Origin of the sequence: Acinetobacter lwoffii (genome assembly GCF_024129855.1) — a bacterium.
Classification (GTDB): Bacteria; Pseudomonadota; Gammaproteobacteria; order Pseudomonadales; family Moraxellaceae; genus Acinetobacter; species Acinetobacter lwoffii_L.
In genome coordinates this window covers 26282-52815 of sequence record NZ_JAMXXC010000012.1, presented here as the reverse complement: position 1 = coordinate 52815, position 26534 = coordinate 26282, and the positions used below count along the sequence as shown (strand labels likewise).

At 45.4% G+C, this 26534-nt stretch carries 24 protein-coding genes; 14 read left to right on the top strand and 10 right to left on the bottom strand.

The genetic code is table 11. The features are described 5' to 3' along the window. Positions 1 to 41: 41 nt before the first annotated feature. From purC to dapA, 3 genes are read right to left on the bottom strand one after another with little or no spacing between them, the layout of a single operon-like run. Positions 42 to 761, bottom strand: a complete 720-nt coding sequence (purC, locus tag NI465_RS10300; RefSeq protein ID WP_004281247.1) for a phosphoribosylaminoimidazolesuccinocarboxamide synthase — start codon at positions 759 to 761, stop codon at positions 42 to 44. 36 nt (positions 762 to 797) lie between these two features. Next, the gene (locus tag NI465_RS10295; protein WP_253145185.1) at positions 798 to 1403 is read right to left on the bottom strand and encodes a lipoprotein-34 precursor (NlpB); all 606 of its coding nucleotides are present in this window, start codon (positions 1401 to 1403) and stop codon (positions 798 to 800) included. Between the two features lie 14 nt (positions 1404 to 1417). Next, on the bottom strand, positions 1418 to 2317 hold the full coding sequence (dapA, locus tag NI465_RS10290) for a 4-hydroxy-tetrahydrodipicolinate synthase (protein WP_004281249.1): 900 nt from the start codon (positions 2315 to 2317) through the stop codon (positions 1418 to 1420). Positions 2318 to 3040: 723 nt separating this feature from the next. Here dapA and mhpT point away from each other — a divergent pair. The 4 genes from mhpT to ppk1 all read left to right on the top strand — a co-directional run bounded on the left by mhpT (position 3041) and on the right by ppk1 (position 8499). Next, on the top strand, positions 3041 to 4246 hold the full coding sequence (mhpT, locus tag NI465_RS10285) for a 3-(3-hydroxy-phenyl)propionate transporter MhpT (RefSeq protein ID WP_253145184.1): 1206 nt from the start codon (positions 3041 to 3043) through the stop codon (positions 4244 to 4246). A gap of 308 nt (positions 4247 to 4554) precedes the next feature. Beyond that, positions 4555 to 5184, top strand: coding sequence for a bifunctional nicotinamidase/pyrazinamidase (gene pncA / locus NI465_RS10280; RefSeq protein WP_005105311.1), 630 nt, complete (start codon positions 4555 to 4557; stop codon positions 5182 to 5184). Positions 5185 to 5309: 125 nt separating this feature from the next. Then, positions 5310 to 6257 (top strand): bile acid:sodium symporter family protein, encoded by a 948-nt coding sequence (locus NI465_RS10275; RefSeq protein ID WP_184413457.1) that lies wholly within the window; start codon positions 5310 to 5312, stop codon positions 6255 to 6257. Positions 6258 to 6435: 178 nt separating this feature from the next. After that, positions 6436 to 8499, top strand: coding sequence for a polyphosphate kinase 1 (gene ppk1 / locus NI465_RS10270; protein WP_180087173.1), 2064 nt, complete (start codon positions 6436 to 6438; stop codon positions 8497 to 8499). A 94-nt stretch (positions 8500 to 8593) separates the two neighbouring features. On the opposite strand, the gene NI465_RS10265 is transcribed toward ppk1, so the two are convergent. Continuing rightward, positions 8594 to 9847 (bottom strand): hypothetical protein, encoded by a 1254-nt coding sequence (locus NI465_RS10265; RefSeq protein ID WP_005245633.1) that lies wholly within the window; start codon positions 9845 to 9847, stop codon positions 8594 to 8596. Between the two features lie 77 nt (positions 9848 to 9924). Between NI465_RS10265 and serB the strand changes: the two genes are divergently transcribed. The 3 genes from serB to NI465_RS10250 all read left to right on the top strand — a co-directional run bounded on the left by serB (position 9925) and on the right by NI465_RS10250 (position 12516). After that, a complete protein-coding gene (gene serB / locus NI465_RS10260) occupies positions 9925 to 11145 on the top strand; it encodes a phosphoserine phosphatase SerB (RefSeq protein WP_253145182.1) in 1221 nt (406 codons plus the stop codon). A 414-nt stretch (positions 11146 to 11559) separates the two neighbouring features. After that, entirely contained in the window at positions 11560 to 11895 is a 336-nt protein-coding gene (aciT, locus tag NI465_RS10255; RefSeq protein WP_253145180.1) for a ciprofloxacin tolerance protein AciT, read from the top strand. Between the two features lie 141 nt (positions 11896 to 12036). Further along, complete coding sequence (locus tag NI465_RS10250; protein WP_253138265.1) at positions 12037 to 12516, top strand: SCP2 sterol-binding domain-containing protein; 480 nt, start codon at positions 12037 to 12039, stop codon at positions 12514 to 12516. 108 nt (positions 12517 to 12624) lie between these two features. On the opposite strand, the gene dtd is transcribed toward NI465_RS10250, so the two are convergent. Further along, positions 12625 to 13065: a D-aminoacyl-tRNA deacylase gene (gene dtd / locus NI465_RS10245; RefSeq protein ID WP_005094942.1), complete on the bottom strand. Its 441-nt coding sequence runs from the start codon at positions 13063 to 13065 to the stop codon at positions 12625 to 12627. A 227-nt stretch (positions 13066 to 13292) separates the two neighbouring features. On the opposite strand from dtd, the gene NI465_RS10240 reads away from it, so the two are divergent. The 5 genes from NI465_RS10240 (at position 13293) to asd (ending at position 18729) form a co-directional block, all read left to right on the top strand. Then, positions 13293 to 14807 (top strand): catalase, encoded by a 1515-nt coding sequence (locus NI465_RS10240; protein ID WP_253145178.1) that lies wholly within the window; start codon positions 13293 to 13295, stop codon positions 14805 to 14807. Positions 14808 to 14992: 185 nt separating this feature from the next. Beyond that, positions 14993 to 15523, top strand: a complete 531-nt coding sequence (locus tag NI465_RS10235; protein WP_180180788.1) for an ankyrin repeat domain-containing protein — start codon at positions 14993 to 14995, stop codon at positions 15521 to 15523. A 119-nt stretch (positions 15524 to 15642) separates the two neighbouring features. After that, positions 15643 to 16848: a nicotinate phosphoribosyltransferase gene (gene pncB / locus NI465_RS10230; RefSeq protein ID WP_004729084.1), complete on the top strand. Its 1206-nt coding sequence runs from the start codon at positions 15643 to 15645 to the stop codon at positions 16846 to 16848. 184 nt (positions 16849 to 17032) lie between these two features. Further along, complete coding sequence (locus tag NI465_RS10225; RefSeq protein ID WP_005094948.1) at positions 17033 to 17881, top strand: sulfurtransferase; 849 nt, start codon at positions 17033 to 17035, stop codon at positions 17879 to 17881. Beyond that, positions 17878 to 18729, top strand: a complete 852-nt coding sequence (asd, locus tag NI465_RS10220; RefSeq protein ID WP_180087170.1) for an archaetidylserine decarboxylase — start codon at positions 17878 to 17880, stop codon at positions 18727 to 18729. The genes NI465_RS10225 and asd overlap by 4 nt, the downstream gene beginning before the upstream one ends. 194 nt (positions 18730 to 18923) lie before the next feature. On the opposite strand, the gene NI465_RS10215 is transcribed toward asd, so the two are convergent. Together NI465_RS10215 and argS are read right to left on the bottom strand one after the other, a co-directional pair. Beyond that, the gene (locus NI465_RS10215) at positions 18924 to 19541 is read right to left on the bottom strand and encodes an SPOR domain-containing protein (protein WP_005245641.1); all 618 of its coding nucleotides are present in this window, start codon (positions 19539 to 19541) and stop codon (positions 18924 to 18926) included. 317 nt (positions 19542 to 19858) lie between these two features. Continuing rightward, positions 19859 to 21649 carry an arginine--tRNA ligase gene (gene argS, locus NI465_RS10210; protein ID WP_180087169.1) on the bottom strand — a complete coding sequence of 597 codons (1791 nt, stop codon included), beginning with the start codon at positions 21647 to 21649 and terminating at the stop codon, positions 19859 to 19861. 259 nt (positions 21650 to 21908) lie between these two features. Here argS and NI465_RS10205 point away from each other — a divergent pair, with 259 nt between their 5' ends. Then, the gene (locus tag NI465_RS10205) at positions 21909 to 22196 is read left to right on the top strand and encodes a DUF2798 domain-containing protein (protein WP_004647201.1); all 288 of its coding nucleotides are present in this window, start codon (positions 21909 to 21911) and stop codon (positions 22194 to 22196) included. 88 nt (positions 22197 to 22284) lie between these two features. On the opposite strand, the gene NI465_RS10200 is transcribed toward NI465_RS10205, so the two are convergent. Genes NI465_RS10200 through NI465_RS10190 form a run of 3 tightly spaced genes read right to left on the bottom strand, consistent with a single transcriptional unit; the run spans position 22285 to position 24741 of the window. Then, entirely contained in the window at positions 22285 to 23586 is a 1302-nt protein-coding gene (locus NI465_RS10200; RefSeq protein WP_005094953.1) for a DUF445 domain-containing protein, read from the bottom strand. A gap of 11 nt (positions 23587 to 23597) precedes the next feature. After that, the gene (locus NI465_RS10195) at positions 23598 to 24149 is read right to left on the bottom strand and encodes a CC0125/CC1285 family lipoprotein (protein ID WP_004647203.1); all 552 of its coding nucleotides are present in this window, start codon (positions 24147 to 24149) and stop codon (positions 23598 to 23600) included. A gap of 52 nt (positions 24150 to 24201) precedes the next feature. Continuing rightward, complete coding sequence (locus tag NI465_RS10190; protein ID WP_005094955.1) at positions 24202 to 24741, bottom strand: DUF924 family protein; 540 nt, start codon at positions 24739 to 24741, stop codon at positions 24202 to 24204. Positions 24742 to 24952: 211 nt separating this feature from the next. Here NI465_RS10190 and gshA point away from each other — a divergent pair, with 211 nt between their 5' ends. Beyond that, the gene (gene gshA / locus NI465_RS10185; RefSeq protein ID WP_005267704.1) at positions 24953 to 26530 is read left to right on the top strand and encodes a glutamate--cysteine ligase; all 1578 of its coding nucleotides are present in this window, start codon (positions 24953 to 24955) and stop codon (positions 26528 to 26530) included. Positions 26531 to 26534 lie beyond the last annotated feature (4 nt).

Sequence of the window (26534 nt, the reverse complement as noted above, 5' to 3'; positions counted from 1 at the left end):
AGCTAAAAAGCTCGGTTTTTTCGAATCTGCGCATTTACAGATTAGATGTTGTCTAGATTGATACCTAAACGGCCGGCTACTTCTTCATAGGCTTCAACTACGCCGCCTAAACCTTGACGGAAACGGTCTTTATCTAGTTTTTTCTTGGTGTCTTTGTCCCATAGACGGCAACCGTCTGGAGAGAATTCATCACCAAGTACGATACGGTCGTGGAACACGCCGAATTCAAGCTTAAAATCAACCAGAATCATATTACCTGCGTCAAACAATGCTTTAAGCACGTCGTTCACTTGGTAAGTCAATTCTTTCATTTTCGCCAATTGTTCAGCAGTCGCCCAACCTAAAGCAATGGCTTGTGACTCATTGACCATTGGATCGCCAAGCGCATCATCTTTAAAGAACAATTCAAATGTTGGAGGAGTCAGTTCCTTGCCTTCTTCCACACCCAGGCGGCGGCATAAAGAACCTGCTGCATAGTTACGGATCACACATTCAACCGGGATCATATCCAGTTTTTTCACCAGCACTTCATTTGGAGTCAGTAGCTTTTCAAAGTGGGTCTCAATTCCCGCTTCTGCCAGTTTTTCCATGATGAAGGCGTTAAAACGGTTGTTCACCTTGCCTTTACGATCTAGTTGCTCAATTTTTTCGCCATTGAATGCTGAGGCATCATCGCGAAAGACTAAAATCAGATGGTCTGAACTGTCTGTGGTGTAGACAGATTTCGCTTTACCAGTATAGAGCAAGGTTTGTTTTAACATGAGGGAACCTTTTACAAAAAAAATGCCTAGAAATGTCTAGGCTGGCCAATTTTGGTAAATCTGGTTGAGCAGTTCTGCGGCTTTTTCACTGTCGGCAAAACTGTTATCGGCATTGAACACAGCGAGGTTATTACTTGAACCGACAGAAGATAATCTTAATACATAAGTCTGCTGATCGACCTTAATCGTGACTTCATAACGATTTTTGCTCTGAGCAACAATGCTATGATTCAGACTGCTGAGGGTGGCAAGTGTATATTGCCAAATTGTAGCAGAATTTCCCTCAATTTTAAGCAGCGGATTAAGATTTCCGTCAGTGACCAACTGTGGTTTACCCACCGTATTGGTTTCGGTCAGATCAGCTGTATTTGAGTTTTCAGTCTGGGCTTGTGGACGTGGCAAGGCAAAACGGTTGCCACGCTGGTTTTCAAGCTTCGGTGCATGTTCAATTGCAAGTGGATCAACTATTGGAGCAGGATACAATGGCGTTGCAGGACGAACCATGGCGCCTTCAGGATATTGTAAAGCTTCCAGGGTAGTAGTCTCTTTATAGTCTAAAGTGCCGTTATTAAAGGCCATTGAACTACAACCTGCCAAACTGAATACTGAAAGTGTAAGGCTAAGTCCTAAACGTAATTGCATAATCTTGTGCTCTTTTATTTAATAACGCCCGCTTCTACCAGTGCTTCATGAAGCGGAGCGCGATATTGTTCTGCAAGTGGTGTTAATGGAAGGCGAATACCTGTACCAATTAAGCCCATGTCATGGAGTGCCCATTTCACAGGAATTGGGTTCGATTCGCAAAATAAAATATTGTGTAAATTTGCAACCTGAGCATTTAGCTGTTCAGCTGTGGCTGCATCACCAGCAATGGCAGCGGCACACACTTCGCTCATGGCTTTCGGAGCCACGTTTGCCGTGACCGAGATATTACCTTTGGCGCCATGTCCGATCAGTTGATATGCAGTCGCATCATCACCCGAATAAACAGTCATATCTTTGCCTACAAGGCCTTGTAGCAATTCAGCACCGCGCGGTACATCGCCAGTCGCATCTTTAATACCGATAATTTGTGGAATATCCGCCAGACGAATCACGGTTTCATTGGCCATATCCACACCGGTACGGCCTGGAACATTATAAAGAATCTGTGGCAGGTCAACCGCTTCAGCAATGGCTTTATAATGCTGGTATAAGCCTTCCTGAGTCGGTTTATTATAATACGGCGTCACCAGTAAAGCGGCATCTGCCCCTAGCTCTTTGGCTTCGCGAGTCAGTTCGATCGCTTCACGGGTCGAGTTTGCACCTGTACCAGCAATAATAGGAATACGTTTGTTGGCCACACGAATGATTTCTTTGATCACCTGGGTGTGTTCACTCATGCTGAGAGTAGAGGCTTCGCCTGTCGTTCCAACAGCAACAATACTGTTGGTGCCCTCTGCAATATGCCATTCAACCAGCTTCTCGAGACCCTTCCAATCTACGCTGCCATCTTCAAACATAGGGGTGACGATTGCGACTATGGAACCTTGAATGGTCTGTGCTTGCTGAGTCATTTTAAAAAACTATCCTATTTGTCCATCCGAAAGGAATGAGAAAACATAAATTGGGATGGATTTGTATTTTGATTTATAGCAAATTCAATAGATTTGCATTGAATTGAATATTGCTTATGCAAATTATGACTGATCAAACGCATAAGAACAATATGCTTTAGTAAAAGCTACTGAATTCTTTATACAAAGCCTTTTGGAAACAATCAAGTAATAAATAAGATGATTTATAAAGCAAAATCCTGAGACCAAAGTTATGTCTCCAGTCTAAACAAAAGAGGATATTGCCCCAAATGAACCCAATAATGATAAGGCTTGTGCAAAAAGATCAGCTGAAATCTGCCATTTTTATGCCTTTTGATTTTTGATTAATAGTTATATTGGATAAATTGAGACCTCTTACATCTTGATCGCACTCTCGCACCAAAACAAATAAAGTCAAAAACGACTAAGACTAATCTTTTTTAAATATCAATAGATTGAGAATTTTTTTCTTATCGGTTAATTTTTTAACTTGATGTATAAGCTTTAAACTCTAAGTCTTGAACTTTATGGTGTTCTGATTAAGTGTTTTTGCGACTTTATCTGGTCTTATCCTATTTTTATCTGCCTCTACTCCTTTGGGAATATCTAAGCAAAATGTTCAACTTATTGATAGTTATTTCTGCAATCAGGCTCATAGATGATGGCTGTCTTTTGTAATGCTGATTGAACAAGGATAATCCAATGGAAAAATCAGACAATAAGCATGCTATCGTCACGGTCGCGATCTGTTTTCTGATTGCGGTGATTGAAGGCTTAGATATTCAGGCAGCCGGAATTGCTGCTGCAGGTATTCGTGAGCATTTTGGTCTCGATAGTTCCCAGTTGGGTGTGTTTTTTAGTGCAGGGATTCTGGGTTTATTACCGGGTGCACTGGTTGGTGGGCGATTTGCGGACCGCATTGGCCGTAAGAAAGTCTTGATCTGGTCGACAGCAGTATTTGCTGTATTTACCTTATGTACCGTCTGGGTCAATAGCTTTAACAGCTTGCTGGCAGTGCGTTTCCTGGCTGGAGCAGGTCTGGGCGGCGCGATGCCAATTCTGATCACACTTGCTTCTGAAGCAGTCTCTCCACAAAATCGTGGCCGTGCAGTGGGCTTGATGTACTGCGGTATGCCAGTCGGTGCAGCGATTTTGTCTTTAATTGCAGCGACTGAATTTGGTGCTAATTGGAAGAATGTTTTTTATCTCGGTGGTCTGTTACCGATTCTTGCCATTCCGCTGATGATGTTATTTTTGCCTGAATCGAAGGAATACCTGAAAGCACAGAATAAAACGGCTGCAGAACTTGCTGTTGCACCGCAGGGTTCATTCAAGGACCTGTTTAATTCGGACAACCTGTTACGTACGCTATGTATCTGGGTGAGCTACTTCTTTACCTTGATGGTGGTTTACATCATGTTGAGCTGGTTGCCATCATTGTTTATGGAACTTGGCTTTACCCGTAAAGATGCTTCAACTGCACAATTCTACTTCATGGTGACAGCGACGATTGGTACGATTATTTTGGGTATGCTGACCGACCGCTGGAAGAAAGCCTATGTGATCCTGTTGATGTACGGCGGTATTCTGGCAGGTCTGTTGGCGCTGAATGGCGCAAGCTCGCTGAACCAGATGTATATGGCAGCCGCATTGGCCGGTGCCTTCGTGATTGGCTGTCAGGGTGTACTGTATGCCTTCGGTAGTATCGTTTATCCCACAGAAGTGCGTGGTACTGGTGTTGGTGTTGCGTCTGCAGTTGGCCGTATCGGTGCCATGCTGGGTCCAGTCATTGCCGGTCAGTTATTGACAGCAGGTTTTGGTGCTGCGGGAGTCATTAGCGCTGCGATCCCATGTATCATCATCTCTGCATTATGTATGCTGTTCCTGGTGAACCGCACTAAAGTGTAAGGTTCAACGATTTAAAAAAGCCTGCTCTTGCAGGCTTTTTTATTTTCAGAATTTAAGAATTAAATACACTGTTTTATTATTAAAAAGACTCATCACTTTATCTTAAAACTTATTTTTTTTGCAGAGATCTAGCTTGATACAAGCCCGGAACTCATCTCATATTTGTCAAAAACAATGAATCTATTGATCTGCTCATATACACATGCCGAGAATACACAGTCATGCCATTTTTAACCGTAGAGCTAAAAATCCTGAGGTATTTTGCGCTATGCTTGGGCATAAATCGAGATTTCAATGGATGAAAACAGATGCAGAATAATGTTGCTTTACTGGTCGTAGACGTACAAAGAGGATTTACCCCGGGAGGCAATCTGGCTGTAGCCAATGCTGACCAGATTATTCCAAATATTAATCTATTGGGGCAGCATTTTAAGCATATTATCCTGACCCAAGACTGGCATCCGGATAACCATATTTCTTTTGCAGACAACCACCCCGGCAAAGTAGCCTATGACAGCATTCAGCTGGATTATGGCACTCAGGTCTTATGGCCAAAGCATTGTGTGCAAGGGACACGCGATGCCGAACTGCATCCGGATTTAAATTTACCGCAAGCACAACTCATCATTCGCAAGGGTTTTCATTCCCAGATCGACAGTTACTCGGCCTTTATGGAAGCTGACCAGAAAACCCCGACGGGTCTTGCCGGCTATCTGCGTGAACGTGGGATTGATACCGTATTTGTGGTCGGGATTGCTACGGACTTTTGTGTGGCCTGGACTGCAATCGATGCCTGCAAACTGGGCTTTAAAACCTATGTGATTGCCGATGCCACCAAGGGCATTGACCTGAATGGTTCCTTGCAACATGCCTGGCAAGATATGCTGTCGCATGGCGTAAAACGTATCTATGTGAAAGATATTGTTCAAGCAGCTTAACACTGGATAGGGATAGAACTTAATATCCCTTTGATCTTATTTATATTTGAATATAAAAATTCAGGCATCAACGGGTGCCTGTTTTATCTTGCTTTTTCTCCCTTAATGTCACCTGGATGAAACCCATGTCAGCCTTGCTCCAGTTTAGCCAATTTGTCCAAAAAACCTTTGCTTTATGGGTGCTGCTTTTTTCCGGCATTGCCTTGATGATCCCTGAAGTTTTTGTCTGGTTACGGGCTTATATTCCGTGGATGTTGGGCATCATCATGTTCGGCATGGGCATGACCATGACCGTCGGAGATTTTAAAAGTGTCTTGCAAAGTCCGAAGGCAGTAGCGATTGGCGTCGTCGCCCAGTTTATGGTGATGCCGGGTTTGGCCTTTTTGCTGTGCAAGCTGTTCCAGCTGCCACCAGAGATTGCCATCGGGGTAATCTTGGTGGGTTGCTGTCCGGGCGGAACTGCATCCAATGTGATTACCTATATGGCCAAGGGCAATACTGCCTTGTCGGTCGCCTGTACCTCGGTTTCGACTTTACTGGCGCCCATTTTAACTCCGGCCATTTTCTATGTGTTGGCCAGTCAGTGGATTGAGATCAATGCCTGGTCGATGCTGGTGTCGATCTTACAGGTGGTGTTATTCCCAATTATTCTGGGCTTAATCGTACGGGCGCTACTCAAGCAAAAAGTCACGGCCTATATTCAGGTCATGCCGTTAATTTCTGTAATTGCGATTGTGGCAATTGTCGCGGCGATTATTGCCGGCAGCAAAACCCAGATTCTGGAGTCCGGTTTAATGATTTTAGGAATCGTGGCCTTACACAATGGTATGGGCTATTTACTGGGTTATTGGGCCAGTCGTATATTTCACTTGGCAGAAATAGACTGTCGTGCAGTATCCATTGAAGTCGGGATGCAGAATTCTGGTCTGGGTGTGGCTTTGGCGGCAACCCATTTTGCTGCATCTCCAATGACGGCTTTGCCAAGCGCCATTTTTAGCCTGTGGCATAATATTTCAGGACCAGCTTTAGCCACTTATTGGGCTGCCAGACAAACTGAAAAAACAGACACCTAATTGCAGTTTGAGGACAGCACACAACAAGCTAGAACATGATTTTTTATAATGTGAAAAAGTTAGAATATTAATTTATATGGATTTATCGAGCTTTGTAACATAAGTGTCATGAAGTCTGCCTAAGATCGCCCCTCAATGATGTGAAACAACAGACTGTAATCAGCAGCATTGAGAGGGCATGGAACAATTTCAGCATTCGTCAGCGACCTATTTTAATCGGGAACTTTCCTTATTTGAATTTCAGCGTCGTGTCTTGGCACAAGCACTCGATCCGAATTTACCGATTTTAGAGCGCTTAAACTTCCTGATTATTTTTTCCCGTAACCTGGATGAGTTCTTTGAAATCAGGATTGCCGGGCTGATGAAACAGCAAGACCTGAATGCGACTACCCGGACGCCTGATGCTGTACCTACCGAGCTGGTTCTACAACAACTGTCCCAGTCCATTCATGCCACAGTTAACAAGCAGTATGAGGTTCTGAATCATGCAGTTTTGCCTGAACTTCAGGCGCAAGGGATTCAGTTTCTTCAATACCAGGATCTTCTGGAAAAACATAAGGCCTGGATTGCAGCCTTTTTTGCCAAAGAAGTGCAACCGGTATTGACCCCGATCAGTCTGGATCCTTCACATCCTTTTCCACGTTTGGTGAATAAAAGTCTGAACTTTATTATCAGCTTGGAAGGTAAAGATGCCTTTGGCCGTGAAATCGAGATGGCGATTGTGCCAGCACCACGTTCCTTACCGTGCCTGATTAAAATTCCGGAAGACGTCACTGGAAACAATACCACCCAGATTTTTCTGACCGCGATCATCCAGCAGCATATCAGTGATTTGTTCCCGGGCATGAAAGCGACCGGATGTTATGCCTTTCGGGTCACCCGCAATGCCGATCTGGTACTATCGGAAGATGTTGATGATCTGGCGGTGGCTTTAAAAGACGAACTATGTTCGCGCCGCTTTGGTCGTGCAGTACGTCTGGAAATTGAAAATGACTCTCCACAGAATATCATCGACTATTTGCTAGATGAATTTGATTTGACGGAACAGGAACTGTACCGGATTGATGGACCGATCAATTTGTCCCGTCTGAGTACCAGCTTTGAGCGTCCGGAATTAAAGTATCCGCATTTTAGTCCGGTCATTCCCAAAATTTTCCGTAAACAGAAAAGTATTTTTGAAATTTTAAAGGCACAGGATGTACTGCTGCATCATCCTTTTGATTCATTCCAGCCGGTGATTACTTTACTGCGCGAAGCGGCCAAGGACCCGGCGGTGCTGGCGATCAAGCAGACGCTGTACCGTAGTGGGCCAGACTCGGAAATCGTTCAGGTGCTGGCAGAGGCTGCACGGAATGGCAAGGAAGTCACGGCTGTGATTGAACTGCGGGCGCGTTTTGATGAAGAATCTAACATCATGGTGGCCAATATCCTGCAAGAAGCCGGCGCGGTCGTGGTCTATGGCATTGTCGGTTATAAAACCCATGCCAAAATGATTCTGATTGTCCGGCGTGAAAATCAGGAATTACTGCGTTATGCGCATCTGGGTACCGGAAACTATCATGCCGGTAATGCCCGCATGTACACCGATTATGGCCTGATGACCACACAGCCGGATATCTGTGAAGATGTGCACCGCATGTTCCAGGAACTGACTGGTATGGGGAAAATGGCCAAACTGAAAGCCTTGCTGCATGCACCGTTTACCCTGCATAGCGAATTGCTGAAACTGATTGAACAGGAAAAGGCATTTGCCCTGGCCGGCAGAGCCGCGCATATCATCATCAAAGTGAATGCACTTACCGAACCGCAATTGATTGCTGCCCTGTATCAGGCTTCGCAGGCTGGGGTAAAAATTGACCTGATTGTGCGTTCAATCTGCTGTCTGATTCCACAAGTTACCGGTATGTCTGAAAATATCCAGGTCCGTTCAATCGTAGGACGTTTCCTGGAACATACCCGGGTTTATTATTTTGAACATGGCGGTGCCAAGAAACTGTATTGTGCCAGTGCCGACTGGATGGGCCGTAACCTGTTTTCCCGGGTGGAAACCTGTTTCCCGGTGCTGGATCCAGAGCTGAAAAAACGGATTTATAAAGATGGCCTGATCAGCTATTTAAAAGATTGTCACAATGCATGGGAGTTAGATGCCGAGGGTCAGTGGCATAAAGTCCCCTGTCAGGATCCGGCCCAGCCTTATAATGCCCAGCAATATCTGCTGGAACAGAAACAGTTAAAAATTTAAGAGATAGGCCAAGACACACTGGCGTATTTGTTTTGTACCCATAAAAAAGCCGGATGTTGGATCCGGCTTTTTTAATTAAAACATTCAAGGATATTTATGAGGCTTTGGACTGTTTGGATTTTAGAATTTCAGTTCTAAAAGTCTGTGCCAGCTCGGCGCTTTCAGCATCCATCCCATTCACCACAAAAGCGTGACGGGTCAGGACATTGGTTGGATTCGGCATGCTGACCAGCTGGAAGTGATCACTCACATCTTTCAGCAAGGTGTTCGGTACATGTAAGGCACTTTCTTTCGCGACCAGATGCTGAGTCAGGCGCTCAGCGGCCTGTACCGAGCTGAGCTGCATCTCCTCGACTTTAGAGGCAATCGCGCTACGGGTTTGTAGCACAAAACGTTTTTCTTCACGATAGCGTTTATACAGCACTTCCGAAAGCAGCTGGAACACGGCACTGATCATGGTCAGGCAGGCCAGGGCATTCGGTTTGTCTGCCGCGATACTAATGGTGGCACCTTTTTCATCAAATTTATGTACGGTACAAATATCAGAACTATTCAATTTATAGCGTTGCACACAGAGTTCGGTGGCTTTATTCAGGAAAATCTGGCAGAGATTGAAATAAGGCACTGAAACGGTTTTATTCACGCTATCCAGTAATTGTTTTGGATCGTAGAACTGGATGTTTAAGCTCAGGCTATCGCTCTCCAGTACCGCCGGCTTATGTTCTTTTTCTTTGGCTTTATTTTTCACTGCCTGTTGGGCTTGGGCAATCGCCAGTGCCGCATTATGCTTTTCCTGTTCCAATGCCTGAGTCAGGTTCTGAATTTCGAATTTCAACCGTGATTCATTATTGATGCGCGCCAGATATTCAGTCCGACTTGGACGTGCCACGGCACGATAAGCGACCCAGAGCAGACCATGAATGATGAAAGAGAACAGAATCGCCAGCCATTGCGTGCGCAAAATTTCACCAATACTTGGCTCAATCAGGGTGATTTCAATCACACCGACTTTTTTCTCGTTTTGCAGCGCATCACGGACAAAAACTTCACCCTCGCGAGTTTTGGTCAGTCCGCCAGTGGCTAAAACTTGAGCTTTTGCATCCAGAATCCGGATGGAAGCTACACTGGGATTGGTGGCATAACGATTTGCCAGCAACGCCAGAGAAACGCGGTTGGGCGGTTCAAGCTCAGACAGGCTGTCTGTCACCAGTTGACTGGTGATCAGCTGTCCCTGATTGGCACGGTTTTCATTCAGTTGGTGAGTGGTTGCCAATACCAGTAAAAAGGTATGCAGAGCAAAACTTACAATCAATAGGCTAGCAAATAGCCCTTGTCTAGGCGCATTCAACGTAAACTTCCAAGGCAATTCTGTTCAATTTCGATTATGATTCTAACAATAGTTGTAGCTCAGACCCGAGTCAATTCATGCGAGAAATCATTCTTATATCATTCTTAGGACCTGACCAGCCTAATCAATTTACACGATTAATGCAGGTTTTGTCCGCCCATTCCTTACAGATTTTAGATGTAGGGCAAGCGGTTATTCATAATCAGTTAACCTTAGGTATTGTTGTAGCCTCTGAAGACCAGATAGCGACAGCATTAGCCATGAAGGAGATCCTGATTCTAGCACATGATATCGGGTTAACTGTGCGCTTTAAACCGATCTCTGCGACTGAATATGATCAGTGGGTCAAAGAGGGTGGACGCACACGTTATATCGTAACGGCATTGGCCCCTGAGTTAAATGCCTCTCATCTGCAAGCCGTGACCCAGATTGTCTCGGGACAAGGCTTTAATATTGAAACTGTGACCCGCCTGTCTGGTCGCCCTGTTTTAGATGGCCAGAGCAGCGGGCCAAAACGTGCTTGTGTCCAGTTTGGTTTAAGTGGACAGATGCTGGATGCAGCCGCCATGCGTGCGGCCTGTCTCAGCCTGTCGAATGAACTGAATGTCGATGTTGCGGTGCAGGAAGATAATGCTTATCGCCGTAACCGTCGTCTGGTTTGCTTTGATATGGACTCGACCCTGATCGAGCAGGAAGTCATTGACGAACTGGCAATTGAAGCCGGCGTCGGTGAGCAGGTCGCAGAAATTACCGAACGTGCCATGCAAGGCGAGCTAGACTTCCAGCAAAGCTTCCGTGCCCGTGTCGCTTTATTGAAAGGGATGGATGCTTCGGTACTTCCAAAAATTGCCGAGCGCCTGACCATTACCGAAGGGGCTGAACGCCTGATTTCGACTTTAAAAGCATTGGGTTACCGTACCGCAATTCTTTCTGGCGGTTTTCAGTATTTTGCGGAATATCTGCAAACTAAACTGGATATTGATGAAGTGCATGCCAACGCGCTCGATGTGCAGGATGGTATAGTTACCGGTGAAGTCAAAGGCCATATCGTCGATGGCGTACGCAAAGCACTCTTACTTGGTGAAATCGCCCAAGAAATGGGAATTTCCCTGGAACAAACCATTGCAGTTGGTGATGGCGCCAATGACTTACCAATGTTATCCATTGCAGGACTCGGTGTGGCTTTCCGTGCCAAACCTTTGGTACGCCAAAATGCCAATCAGGCGATTTCTAGCGTCGGTCTGGACGGTGTGCTTTATCTACTCGGCGTACATGATAAAGACCTGAACCGTTCATAAGTACAGGCTTTGATTGATTTTAAACGCGACCTTTGGGTCGCGTTTTTTATTGCTTATGAGGTGAGTGATATAAGGAATAGCTGAAATATGGCTACAAAAACATCGATCATCTTAAACGGAAAAATAATTTTTTCACTTAAAAAAACTACTGATAATTTTGTAATGACACGCCAACATTGGCGCAGTCATTGATCCACAAAAATGTGAAAAGCAAAAAATGTAATGACAATATAATATCGCGACAAAGTATGTCGTTAGGCTGGAAGACAGGACTTTTTTTATGCAAAAAACTCAGCATAATGCAGGCATAGAGATACAAATCAACAGATTCCATTTTATTGATTTAACGAAATTCAATAGATAGAAGCGTTGCAATATCAAGCGGAAACTATCTATCTGGATGGAGGGGGTTATATGGTAACAGCGAATTTAGCAACGATTGTGGGCTTCAGTTTAGTCGCTGTAGCTGTGCTTGCTGTGTTCTTCTCGCCTTATCGTCGCTGGTTAAGCTTTATGGCGGCCGGGATGCTGGTATGGGGCCTGATCGAGGTGATTCGTGTAGGAACTCAAACCTGGTTTGAGCTACCAATGACGTATAGTTACCTGAGCGCGTTAACTGCGGTCATGATAGTCGTGACTGGCCTGTTGTTGCGTGAAGATCGTCGTGCTGAGCGTGCTTTGGCAAAACGCCGTTGCATCGAACATACGCCAGTGTATGAAGACGACCAGCAGCAGCTTTCAAGCCGTTAATTCTACAAGTTGCAATGAAAAAAATGCACCCACGGGTGCATTTTTCAGTTTGGAAATATGATACAAACTGCATAATCCACCTAGCCCAGAACTATGCTAGGATATTTGTCAATTTTCGTACAATTAGAATAGGCATCCTCCATGAAACTGTCGTCCATTCCTGTGTTAAAACTTCCTCTCGTCGATATGAGTACAGATCCGCTGGACTTACTGGTCGTAGGTTTAGCTTTACGTATGAAGCAGTTGGCACGTACCAGCCCAAAATTCATTGAACTGGTACATGGACGTCAATTCCGTATTCAGATTGGTACGGATGAAGGCATGGCACGTCAGATTATTGTGGATAACGGTCATATCGATACGGTTTCGGGTGATGCTGAAAAAGCTGATTTTGTGTTGCAGTTTGCTGACAGTGAGCAGGGTGTAAAGACCTTGGTCAAAGGTGACCCGACGGCATTTATGACCGGCATGCAAAGTGGCACGATCAAAATGGAAGGTGACTTCGGCCTGCTGGTCTGGTTTAACCAAGTGGCGAAGATGATTCCACCAAAATTGCCAAAGCCAGTCAAAGAAAAAGTGAAAATGGTACGTCAGTTTATTAAAGAAAAAACTGGTAAATAAGAAACTTCCGCTTAGTTCCCCCTCCTTTTTAAAGGAGGGGCTAGGGGAGGATTAAATAAAAAAAGCCCTCAAATATGAGGGCTTTTTGAATTCTGGAATAATTAAAACTTATTCAACTTCCAGATTAAACGTCACCGGCCCATCATTGACCAGATGCACTTTCATGTCGGCGGCAAAAATACCGGTTTGCACATGTTCAAACTGGCTTTGGGCATATTCTACCAGCTGCTCATAAAGTGCTTTAGCCTCGGCAGGCGGCATAGCTGGGCCAAAGTCTGGACGTAAACCCTTCTGGGTCTGTGCCATCAAGGTAAATTGTGAAACCAGCAATAAACCACCGTCGGCCTGGGCAACGTTCCAGCCCATTTTACCCTGTTCATCATCAAAGAAGCGGTATTTCAATATCTTATCAATCAGCTTTTTGCCTTTTTCCAGATTGTCATCTTTACCTAAACCTAGAAAAACCAGAATTCCTTTTTCAATTTCCCCGGTGGTTTCACCCTCGACCACAACTTTAGCTTCTAAAACTCTTTGTAATAAGGCACGCATTTTACATATGGACTAATAACGATAGATGGAGGTGATTGTAGCAAGAATAAAATCTGGAGCAGTATGAGATGCTGATTTTATGAGCTTTAAATATCTAAAAATCAATTGCTTAATTTTCATAAATTCATTAAAGCGATTGAATTAATATAAATAATCTGTTTTATCTATTTATTGCGTTCGCGTATCTTAGCCCATGCAGGAAAGGTAATAAATTGAGAGATTTAGAAATGTTTAAGCGTTCATTACTGGTTGCAATGCTTGCAACTATCACAGCTGCACAAGCTGCGCCATTAACCAAAGATAACGGGGCACCAGTCGGTGATAACCAGAACTCGATCACTGCGGGTCCAAATGGTTCAGTACTCCTTCAGGACGTTCAACTGGTACAAAAATTACAACGTTTTGGTCGCGAGCGTATTCCTGAGCGTGTCGTGCATGCGCGTGGTACAGGGGCATATGGTGAATTCGTTGCAACCAAAGATCTATCTGATCTTACCCTCGCTTCATTATTCAAAGCGGGTACTAAAACTCCAGTTTTCCTACGTTTCTCTACCGTAATTCATGGTAAGGGTTCACCAGAAACTCTACGTGACCCACACGGTTTTGCGTTGAAATTCTATACTCAGGAAGGTAACTGGGACTTGGTTGGTAACCAGACACCGGTATTCTTCATTCGTGATGCGATTAAATTCCCGGACTTCATTCACGCAATGAAGCCAAGCCCAGTGACAAATGTTCAAGATGCTAACCGCGTGTTTGACTTCCTGTCGAGCCAGCCATGGGCCACCAATATGCTGACTTATGTTTACGGCAAGCAAGGTGTTCCAACCAGCTACCGCGAACAGGACGGTTTTGGTGTTCACGCTTACAAACTGTATAACGACAAAGGCGAATACAAATACGTGAAATTCAACTTCCGCTCTAAACAAGGCGTGAAGGGCCTGAACGTGAAAGAAGCGGCTGAGCAGCAAGGTAAAGATTTCAACCACTTGACCAATGATCTTTATAACAACATCTATGCAGGTAACTTCCCGAAATGGGACCTGTATATTCAGGTGCTTGATCCTAAAGATCTAAATAGCTTTGATTTTGATCCATTAGATCCAACTAAAATCTGGCCAACCGAGCTGGTTCCAGAAACTAAAGTCGGTACTTTAACCCTGAACCGTATGCCGAAGAACTTCTTCAACGAGACTGAACAGTCGGCATTTGCGCCAGGTAATCTGGTTCCGGGCATCGAGCCATCAGAAGACCGTCTGCTACAAGGCCGCATCTTCTCTTACTCAGATACCCAAATGTACCGTTTAGGCGCGAATCACCAGCAAATTCCGGTGAACCGTCCAGTGGTAAATGTGAACAACAATAATCAGGATGGCTACATGAATATCTCTGAGCGTGACTCGGATGTGAACTATGAGCCAAGCCGTAAAGAGCCAAAAGCTGCCACTGAAAAAGCACGTGCGGTACAAACACCATTATCTGGTCATGTACAGCAAATTGGCGTGAAAGAGCAGAACTTCAAGCAGGCAGGTGAGCTGTACCGTTCATACTCGGCTAAAGAAAAAGATGACCTGATCATGAACCTTGCTGCTGATTTAGGCGCAGTGAAAGATTCAGAAACCAAGCACATCATGTTGTCTTACTTCTATAAGGCAGATGCGGACTACGGTACACGTATGACCAAGGCGGTAAACGGTAACCTGGCGACTGTTAAAGCCAAAGCTGCAAAATTAAAAGACTAATCCCGATTGGTCTTGAGGAACTGGTGACTAGGGCATAGCGCATCACCTCCAAAAAGTCCTGTAATACTCCAAACCTTTCCTGCACCCTAGGGGGAGTTTTACAGGCACTCCGTTTTTCATCTCATCTCAGGATAATTCAGTTTTTCAGGACTTAAATTTCCCTTCGATTTCTGCTGGAGTTCATCATGAAAGTTATGTCATCTGTGTTTTTAGCCAGTATTCTCGCGATAGGTTCCGCATTCGCAAACGTGACTGTCACGAAGGAGATCTCCCCCGCTAAAACTGTGAACCATGTTCAGATGAACTCACAACAGGAATTGGTCGACCTGTTCTTTGCTGCTGCCAAAATTGGCAATAGCGAAGTGATCAACGAATTTTTAAAACATGGCTTTCCGGTCGATGTACGCAATAAAGACGGTTATACACCACTGATGATGGCGACTTATTATGGTCATCAGGATATTGTCGCCAGCTTGCTTAAACATGGTGCCGACCGCTGTGCTCGAGATAATCGAGGCAATACAGCCTTGATGGGGGCTTTATTCAAGATGGAATTTGCGATTGCCAAGCAGCTGCGTCAGGTGGATTGTGATGCCCAGGCGAAAAAAACTGGACAAAAGACCACAGCCGAATTTGCTAAGGTCATTGGTCAGGAAAAACAGTTGCAGAAACTGATTCAGGAACAGGAAAAAGCTCAGTTCAAATCACAGAAATAAACCGGGTTATGCTTCTGATACTTTTGTCGCAAATACAGCCAGCTGTACGTAAATCCTGCATTATTGCACGACTTTTTATGCTTTAATGCAGAGATAAGCACAGCGATATTCCCTTAGTTATGGCTCCAATTATCCATTCTCTGTTAGATACTGACTTGTACAAATTCACCATGTTACAAGTGGTCTTACACAAGTTTCCGCAAACGCATAGTGTCTACCATTTCCGTTGTCGTAATCTGGAAGATACAGTCTATCCACTGACGGATATTCTGGATGACCTGAATCATCAACTGGACCTGCTGTGTCAGCTCAAATTCAAAGAAGATGAACTGCAATATTTAAGAAGCTTACGTTTTATCAAAAGCGACTTTGTCGATTATCTGGAACTATTCCAGCTCAAGCGCCGTTTCATCAAGGCCAGTATCGACAGTCAAGGCCGTCTGGATATTGTGGTGGAAGGCCCGATGGTTCAGGCGATGATGTTCGAGATCTTCGTACTGGCGATTGTCAATGAACTGTATTTCAGCCGCATTCGCACGCCTGAAGTGTTGGCTGAAGGCGAACACCGTTTAAAAGCCAAAATCGAGCTATTAAAACAGTATGATGCTGCGCAAAACCCCAATGATCCACCATTCTTGGTGTCAGATTTTGGTACGCGTCGCCGTTACAGTTTCGATTGGCAAAAGCATGTGGTCGAAGAATTTCACAAAGCCGCACCGCATGTGTTCCGTGGGACCAGTAATGTACTGTTAGCCAAAGAGCTGGGCATTACCCCGATTGGTACCATGGCGCATGAATTCCTGCAAGCTTTTCAGGCGCTGGACGTACGTTTACGTAATTTCCAGAAATCTGCACTGGAAAGCTGGGTACAGGAATATCGTGGTGACTTGGGTATTGCCTTGACCGATGTGGTGGGGATGGATGCATTCCTGCGCGACTTTGATCTGTACTTTGCCAAGCTATTTGATGGCTTGCGTCATGATAGTGGCGACCCTTATGAATGGGGTGACAAGGCCTATGCGCATTATAAAAAGCTGAAAATAGACAGCAAAACCAAGATGCTGACTTTTAGTGATGGCCTGAATCTGGAAAAAGCCTGGAAATTGCATCAGTACTTTAAAGACCGTTTTCAGGTCAGTTTCGGCATTGGCACCAATCTGACCAATGATATGGGGCAAACCCCACTCAATATTGTGCTGAAACTGGTGGAATGTAACCGTCAGTCAGTAGCCAAAATCTCGGATAGTCCGGGCAAAACCATGACCGATAATGATACGTTCTTGGCCTATTTGCGTCAGGTTTTTGAGATCAATGAACCTGCTTAAGTCAGTTTGAAAAATTCATAATTTTTAAGAACCGTTTCTATATAGAGGCGGTTTTTTTATGCAAGCTTATTTAACACCAGGGTTTAGCTAAAATCTTGCTAATCATCTGCAAAGAAAGCACATCAGTGTAAAAACCAGCTGTGCTAAGATCAACAGGATTTGACCAATAATAGCCATGATAACGATGACCGCTGCAGCTTTTAATTTTGGCCTGCTGATTGAGGCAGAAGATTTAGTTCCCTATTTGGGCCATGAAAAACTTCGTATTGTCGACCTGAGCCGTGCCTCTGTGTATGAGCAGCTGCATATTCCGCATGCCTTGCATTTAAAGCCTAAACTTCTGGTGCGTCAGGAAGAAACGGCGATGGGACTGTTACCGGATACCGAAGGCTTGCAGGCTCTCATTGATTATCTGAATATTTCTCCTGAGCATCATGTGGTGGCTTATGATGATGAGGGCGGGGCATGGGCAGGGCGTTTGCTCTGGAACCTACATTGTCTGGGTTTTGAAAATACCAGTCTGTTGAATGGCGGGATTCATGCCTGGCTCGGTGCTGGTTTGCCGACTTCTTCCAGTCAGGAGCAGTTTGCACCAGTGAAGAACGTATTGCAGGTTAATCTCGAGCATCAGGCGAATTTTCAGATTGGCTATGATGAACTGCGCCAACAGGTTGAAAATCAACAAGTTCAAATTTGGGATTGCCGCACGCAAGATGAATATACTGGCCTACGTTTAGCGGCTCGACGCGGCGGTCACATTCCGGGAGCACGTCATTTTGAATGGAGTACTGCCCTTAATCGCGAAAATCATTTAAAATTACAGCCTTTACCACGTACTCAGCAGCGTCTGGAACAACTGGGCTTTGATTTGAATCAACCCGTTGTGGTGTACTGCCAGTCCCATCACCGCTCAGGTTTGGCCTATATTCTGGGTCGTTTACTGGGCTGGAAAATTCGAGCCTATGATGGTGCGTGGAGTGAATGGGGCAACCGCCTCGATAGTCCAATCGCTACAGGGGAGCTGCCATCTTGAGCATCACATCGCGTTTAAAACAACAGTTTTTTATTAAAGCTCAACGATTAGTACCGCAACATCGCTTGTCTCGGGTGGTGGGTAAAATTGCCGCCAGCGAAAACCCGATTATCAAAACTGCTGCAATTACTGCCTTTAAGGCGCAGTATGGTATTGATATGTCGATTGCTGAACAGGCCAATGCCCTGAAATTCAAATCATTTAATGAATTTTTTACCCGTGCCCTAAAAGAAGGTATCCGTGCAGTTGATCCAGATACTACGAGCATTGTTTCGCCTGCAGATGGTGCGATTTCCCAGCTGGGTAAAATTGAAAATGGCGATGTGTTTCAGGCCAAAGGCCAGAAATTTACCGTTGAAGCACTGATTGCTGATCCGCAACTGGCCGAGCCATTCAAAAACGGTGAATTTGCGACCGTATATTTGTCGCCACGTGATTATCATCGGGTGCATATGCCATTTGCTGGCACCTTGACTGAAACGTTATATGTACCGGGCGAGCTATTCTCGGTCAATCAGGTGACCGCAGAAAATATTCCGGGCCTGTTTGCACGCAATGAACGTATGGTCTGTCTGTTTGATACTGAAATCGGCCGTATGGCGGTGGTATTGGTCGGTGCGATGATTGTGGCGGGTATTGAAACCGTGGCAACCGGCAAAGTGAAGCCTTCAGGCCGGATCGAACTTAATCAGCATGATCTGTTCCTGGAAAAAGGGGCAGAACTGGGTCGTTTCTACCTCGGTTCAACAGCAGTGATTTTATTCGAAGAAAATAAAATGCAGTGGGATGCCGTATTCAAGGCCAATTCTTTGGTGAATATGGGTGAAGCGCTGGGGCATACAGTTTAAAGATTTTACCCTCCCTTTATTAAAGGGAGGTTGGAGGGATTAAATATTTTCTCGTTTAGAATAAATAAAAATCCCCCTCAGTCCCCTTTTAAAAAAGGGGGATTTCCTCTCCTTATAGGACATGAGCAGCACTGCTGCGCAAGGGAGAGGTTCAAAAAAAAGCGCCATCAGGCGCTTTTTTTATTTCTAGAAATTTACCGTTTCACGACGATGGAATCGATCCCGCTATTCTGCAAGGTTTGCTGTGCGATAATTGCAGCTTCTGCAGAATCATAAGGGCCTGAAACCACGCGATACCAGACTTTGCCATTTTCTACACTGCGTACCACATCGGCAGATAAACCATTGAGAATAATTTCGGCGCGGCGGGCATCGGCCTGATCTGGATCATCAAAGCTGCGAACTTGCAGAATATAACTGGCCGGAGCGGCAACGGGTGCTTCGCTGGCTTCTAAACCAGGCTCAGTTGTGGTCGCCTCAGGTGTAGCCACTTCAGGTCGAGGTGCTTCTACAATCACTACCGTATCCTGATTTTTGTTTTCAGGGACGGCCTGTTCAGGAATCGGCGTCACTTGCTGTTGTGGTAACAGGTCATAAAAACGATAATCTTTGTTGGTATCTTCTTCTTGGACAGATTCAGCACTTGTTTGAGTTTTCGGTTTAACCGGTTCCCATGGCTTCCAGAGCATCAGTGCCATCAAAAAACTTAACACGATTAAAATGATCACGAGTGTGCCGAGCCAGGTTGGAATAAGTGGCTTTTTAGGCTTATTCGGTCTTTCAGATACACCGCGTTGCGTTTTTCCAAACACTTGGGATTTTCCTCTTATTAATCGGGACATATAGAAAAGGCATAACAGCAGTTATGCCCCTACTATCACTTCATCCTATGTGATCAGGATACAAAAGTCATCCTCTAGATCACAAATCACACAGAATTTTAATTTATCTGTATCTTCAAGCACATAGCTAAAGTTACAAAATGTCTGCTCAGCAGATAAACGGCAATGTTTTGCTTACATGCTCACTTCGAGCATAGCTCTTGTCTTGCATCAATGTAAAAGCAGTGCTTTACATTTCTGCTTCGAGCCTAGCTCTCGCCTTGCGAGCATGCAAAACAGTGTTTTGCTTACATGCTCTCAGGAGCTGATACGCCAAGCAGTTCCAGACCGTTACGCAGTACCTGACGCACGTTCACTGATAACAATAAGCGTGCTTGGGTCAATTCAGCATCATCACCGAGTACTTTATTGTCGTTGTACCAGCCGTGGAATAATGCTGCCAGTTCTTTTAGGTAGTTACCAATTTGATGCGGTTCATAGCTGTTTGCAGCACGTACCAGAATTTCTGGGTAGGCAGCCAGCTTGGCCAGGATTTCAGTTTCAGCATCAAGTTCAAGCTTGGCCGCCAAATTACGTGCTGCTATAGCATCAAAGTTGACATTGGTAGAAGCTGCTTTTTCTAACATACGACAGATACGGGCATGTGCATACTGGATGTAATACACGGCGTTGTCCTTGCTTTGTGACACAGCAAGATCCAAGTCAAAATCAATGTGCTGTTCAGACTTACGCATTACGTAGTAAAAACGTGCAGCATCATTGCCGACTTCTTTACGCAGATCACGCAAGGTCACAAACTGGCCTGAACGGGATGACATTTGTACCATTTCGCCGCCACGCCAAAGACTTACGAACTGAACCAGAAGAACCGTTAATTTCTTCGAGTCATAGCCTAGCGCATCAATGGCCGCTTTTACACGTGCGATATAACCGTGGTGATCTGAACCCCAGATATCAATAATATCGGTATAGCCACGCTGTAACTTGTTCAGGTGGTAAGCGATGTCAGACGCGAAGTAAGTGGTCTGGCCATTACGGCGTTTCACCACACGGTCTTTTTCATCGCCGAATGCAGTGGATTTAAACCAGATGTTGCCATCCAGTTCATACAGGAAACCACGCTGATCTAAGGTCTGTAAGGCTTCTTCAATTTTGTCTGTCAATGATTCTTCGCTGAACCATTGATTGAAGGTTACACCAAACTCGCCCAGGTCATCTTTAATATCATCTAAGATAGCTTTAAGCGCGGCTTGCAAGAATACGCGGTAGCCTGTGCCAATTAACGCTTGTGAGTTAAAGATCAAACCATCGATGTGTTTTTCTTTATCGCCAGACAATACGACTTTATTACCATCTGCATCTAACTCAGCTGCAAACTGTACATCTTCAGGCACGTTTTTATACACGTCAGCCACAGGACGTACATAGGCGTCGCCATCCTGATCAATAATGCTTTGCGCGATTTCTTTAACGTAGTCACCTTGGTAGGCATTTTTCGGGAACACCAGTTCCTGACCCGTTAATTCTAAGTAGCGCAGATAAGTCGAAGTCGCCAGAATGTCCATTTGACGGCCAGCATCATTGACATAGTATTCGCGGTCGACTTTAGCACCAGTCGCTTCAAGCAAATTCGCAACCGTCATACCATACGCGGCACCACGACCATGACCTACGTGCAGGCTAGAGGTCGGGTTGGCAGACACGAATTCAACCTGGATACGTTTATCCGCATTGACCTGGGTACGACCATAAGTCGCCTGTTGTGCCTGAATTTGATCAAGGACTGCAAAGCGCTGGTCAGCATTCAGGAAGAAGTTAATAAAACCAGGACCGGCAATTTCTGCCTTGCTGATATCCGCCACTTCAGGCAGGGCAGCAAGAATTTTTTCCGCTAAATCACGTGGCTTCATACCCGCAGCTTTCGACGCGATCATGGCAATATTCGACGCAAAGTCACCATGGCTTCGGTCTTTGGTACGCGTCAAATTACTTGTATTGTTCCAGTCAGATGGGAGTACGCCTTGTGCCTGTAAAGTGTGCACTGCATGATCGAGAGCTGCTTGTATTGCCGTATTCATAATCAGTCGAAAATAGAGATCGCAGAAAAACAGCAAATATAGCAAATTTCAGGCTGTTTAGGTAAAAGCATTTCTAGGGAATAAAAAGTAGAGGATCACTTCGTCAGAAGTTTTTGACTAAAGAAAGGGAAAATCAACGGATTAATCCCGTGAAAATAACACCAGTTTTCAGCTCAACATTTCAGATGAAAAAAACAATGCTTCACCCTACAGAATTTGGCTTATATTAGTCATCTGAAAACAGTAAAAAGAGCATGTCGTGGCTGCATCACAACGTCCGACCATTATCGGTCATATTCCTAAACTCCCTGCAAAATGGGCATTGATTATTGTGCCTTTTATCCTGTCCTGCCTGATGAGTGGCATTATTTCCATGATCAATATGCTGCGTAATCTTGGCTGGATTGATGGATTTATGGCACTCTGGTTTCATAACTGGATGATTTCCTGGGCGATTGCTTTTCCGATTGTGGTGACCTTATTGCCATTCGTACGCAAATTCACTGGGCTGTTGGTCGATATGTCCGGACCTCAGCCACCCAAATGATCATTTTTTAAATCTTAAATTTGATCTGGCTGGAGTCAATTCTTGAGCATTTTAAAAGTCGGGCTATATGGGGCGAATAGCATCATTTTTAAATTAAATGCTCCACCGCCGCCCGGATGATCCCGAGCACCAGACCGATACAGGCACCGACCACGACCCCATTGACCCGGATCATATGCAGGTCGCCGCCGACTTCATTTTCAATCTTGTCGATCATCTCGCTTGAATCCCATTCGTGAATGCGCTCGCTGATAAAGCGAATCACTTTTTCACTGTACTGGTCACTCAGGTCAACCGCGATAGAGCTCAAACGTTTATTCAGCAGCTCACGAACCGAAGCATTCGAGATGATATTTTCTCCGACCTGTTGAATGGCAATTCTGAGATTTTCCGCAATACCCGAATCAGGTTTTTGCAAGTCTGCCTTGATTGCATCACATAAAATCACCACGGCACCGCTGATAAAATTCAGTACCTGTGGACTATCCAGTAAGGCATCTTTGGTTTCATTCAGACGCTGGCTGGCTTCACTGTCATTATCTGCCAGCTGCAACATCCAGCTATGTCCCATGCTCTCAATTTTAAGTCGCCACGGATGATCTGGATCGGCCAGCATGGCTTCAACGCGCCCGATCACGGAATCAATACTGCGTTGCTGCACGTCAATCCCGATCCAGCTGGCGCCTTTGGCCAGTTTCCACACGCCCATTTCCTTAAACAGGTTACGGGTCAGCTCGCGGGTTTGTTCCGGATGCGAGGTCATCCAGGCATGCACCACATCCAGTCCGCGCTGTAGCACATCCTGATGGAAATCATTGTCCAGAACGGCATGCAGCATTTCGCTGGCCAGAGTATTGATCTGGGTATTTTTGACCCATTGCACGCTGTTGCTTTGGATAAAGCCGGCAATCTGTTCCTGTCCGACAAATTCAAAGATTTTAGGAACCGTTTGCTGAATGACCTGAGTCACTTGGGCATTATTTTGTGGATTGGCCAGCCAGCGTCCTGCAGCCAGACTCAGGTCGGTACTGTCCAGACTGCGTTGTACAATTTGCGGAGAAAGAAAATTTTCCTGCACAAAACGGCCCATCGACTCTGCAATACGAGCCTTATTACGTGGAATGATTTCGGTATGGTCGCGTAAAAACTTGGGAATGGGCAATCTGCCAAAAGGGTTACGAAACAGCACGGTAATCGCATACCAGTCCGCCAGTCCACCGACCACACCCGCTTCTGCCGAGAGCATCAGAATATGAATGAGCCAGACATATTCAGGTAGCAGTTTGGCTGCCACCATCAGTGCCAACCAGGTCAGTACGGCGACCACCAGGGCGATGGTCGCGAAACGTTTACTGCGTTGTAAGCTCGGGGAGATACTCTCTGTCTGCATAGATCATCCTGTCAGGAGGGATTGGCCGGTTGCGGTTGCAGCACTGCACCGGATGGACTTAAACCATATTTAGCCCCAAGTGACTGTAAAATCAAGCGGGCATCAAAGGCATCTTGAGGCGCCTGATTGGCTTTGAAGCATTCAATGGTATAAGCCACCTGGGCAGGATCCAGAGTCACGGTATAAGGACGGTCATAGAATGGGTCTGGCCAGAATCCCGGATATCGGCGGTAATACCCGTAAGGATAAAAGCTTGGCGCCGGATAGACGATGGCTTGCCGTGGAGGTTGCTGGGTGCGGTTACTTGGATCATTCAGTACTCTGAAGAATTGAAAACCATTTTGTACGGTAGTCTGTGCGGCTTTGAGCAGGGTAATTTCTTCAGCTGTGCCAAAGCTCATATTGGGACGGGCCTGAAAGCTGATACGGTAAGTGTTGCTGTTGAGGGGAGTGGTACTGTAGCGACCTAACTGATCAAATGTTAAGGGCTTTGAGGGTGTGGTTGCACAGCCAGTCAGGCTGATGGCAGCAATCATACTCAATCCCAGTAGCATGTTTTTCATGTTCGATCTCCTGATGCAATGATCCAGTTCAGACAGCCGGTCTTAAAAAATCTTAAAAACTGCTATCGGGTTGGGTCAGGAAAGTAAGTTCTTCATCGGTCGATTCACGACCCAGAATCTGGTTTCGGTGCGGATAACGTCCAAAGCGGTCAATAATAACTTTATGCTTTTTCTCAAATTCCAGATTGGTCGGATTGCCCAGACGCTGAAACAGTTTTAAGGCGAATTCATGAATTAGTTTGGATTCGCTGTGCATAAATGGCATATACAGAAAGGCACGTTGTTCTGGACTGAGCTGTTGATCCAGGTTCAGGCTGATGGCTTCCTGAGCCAAGGCCAGTGCCAGACTGTCTTGGGCAAAAGCTTGGGGAGAATCACGGAATAAATTTCGTGAAAATTGATCTAGCACAATAATTTCGGCCAGCCGACCTTCTGCTGTTTTACGCCAGCCCCAAAGTTCAGCCTGGGCTGCCTGCTGATGGGTGCTCATGAACTGCTGCGCAATACTTTGGTCGAATTCATGACTTTGGCTAAACCATAAGGGCTGGCTGTCCGCATGAAACCAAAAGTCTAAAATATCTTGATAATTCATAATATTTACAATTCATTAGCATCTATTTGTTAATAAAATCACAAATTTTCCATGTCTTATAGAGGAAGTTTGTGTTAAAAATTTGCCAAATTAAAAATCAATGGTTTGCCTGAAAACTAGGCAGCCTGTCATATGCCGGCACGAAATCACGTTATACTGATTAAACCGATGATTTTAATTTAATAATTTAGCCCCCTTAAGCGAGATTGTAATGAGTCAACCTGAATCGACTTCCCAAAATGTATTACCGACCTGGGTCGAGTCGTCACTCATCAAAGGCATGCTGCGTGGTATCGAGCGTGAAAGCTTGCGTATGCAAAGTGATGGTTTCCTGTCACAGGCAGCGCATCCTCGTGCCTTGGGTTCAGCCTTGACTCATCCACATATCACCACGGACTATTCTGAAGCGTTGATGGAGTTTATTACTCCGCCACAGGACAGTATTAAAAAAGCGCTGGACTATCTCAGCGATATTCATGCGATTGTGCATCGTCATCTGGAAAATGATGAAAAGCTCTGGCCTTTGTCGATGCCGTGTATGCTGGACAGCCGCGATGACAGTATTCCGCTGGCACAGTATGGCAGCTCGAATATCGGTTTATTTAAAACCTTGTATCGTCATGGTCTAGGTGTGCGTTATGGCCGCCGTATGCAGACGATTTCAGGTGTGCATTACAACCTGTCTTTCCCGGATCATCTGTTCGAGGCCTTGCAACAGCAGGAACAGGACGAGGCGCTGCAAGCATTGAGCTTGCAGGATTATCGCAGTCATCGCTATATGGGCCTGATCCGTAACTTTATTCGTCTGACCCCACTGGTGATGTTCCTGATCGGGGCCAGTCCGGCGGTCTGCCAGTGCTTTATGACTGGCCGTGATCATTTCTTGCTGCCATTGGTCAAAGGCACCTTGTATTCGCCTTATGCGACTGCGCTACGTATGGGACGTTTTGGCTATCAAAACTCTGCACAGAAACAGCTCGGTATTCACTACAATAATTTGCAGGACTATCTGGACGGACTGCAAAAAGCGGTCAAAACGCCCTATAAACCGTTTAGTCGTTTGGGATTAGATGATTCCAATGGCCAGCCGATCCAGATCAATGATCATGTGCTGCAAATCGAAAATGAATATTACAGCTTAGTGCGCCCGAAACAGGTGCCGCTTGCAGGTGAAACGCCGTCACAGGCACTGGAAAATCGTGGGATTGCCTATGTCGAGCTGCGTGCAGTCGATGTCAATCCATACAGCCCGATTGGCATTAATGAAGATACGGCCGGCTTCCTCGAAGTCGTAGCCTTGTACTGTTTATTGCAGGACAGTCCGGCGCTCCTCAGCAATGAACAGGATATTATTGAACAGAATCAGGCCGAAGTAGTGAACCGTGGTCGTGCGCCAAATGCCGCAATTATGGAAAATGGCCAGTCTTATCCGATTGAAGACTGGTGTGCCATGCATTTGCAACGCATGCACCCCTTGGCCAAGCTGTTAAATTCGGCCTATGACAGTACTCTCTATACCGATGCATTAAAAACCATGATGATCCGGGTCGATGAAGTGGATGCCACCTTGTCTGCCTTGGTGGTGGGTGATACACGTGAACAGGGCGGTATGTGGCATTTTGGCCAACATCTGGCCCAGCAACATAGCAGTGTCTATGAGGAACATCAGCTCAGTCCGGAAACACTGGCTTATTTTGAAGAAATGTCACAAAAGTCATTGCAGCAGCAACAGCAACTCGAGCAAGATAGCAGCGTCAGTTTTGCTGATTATTTAGCCCAATATCGATAAAAAA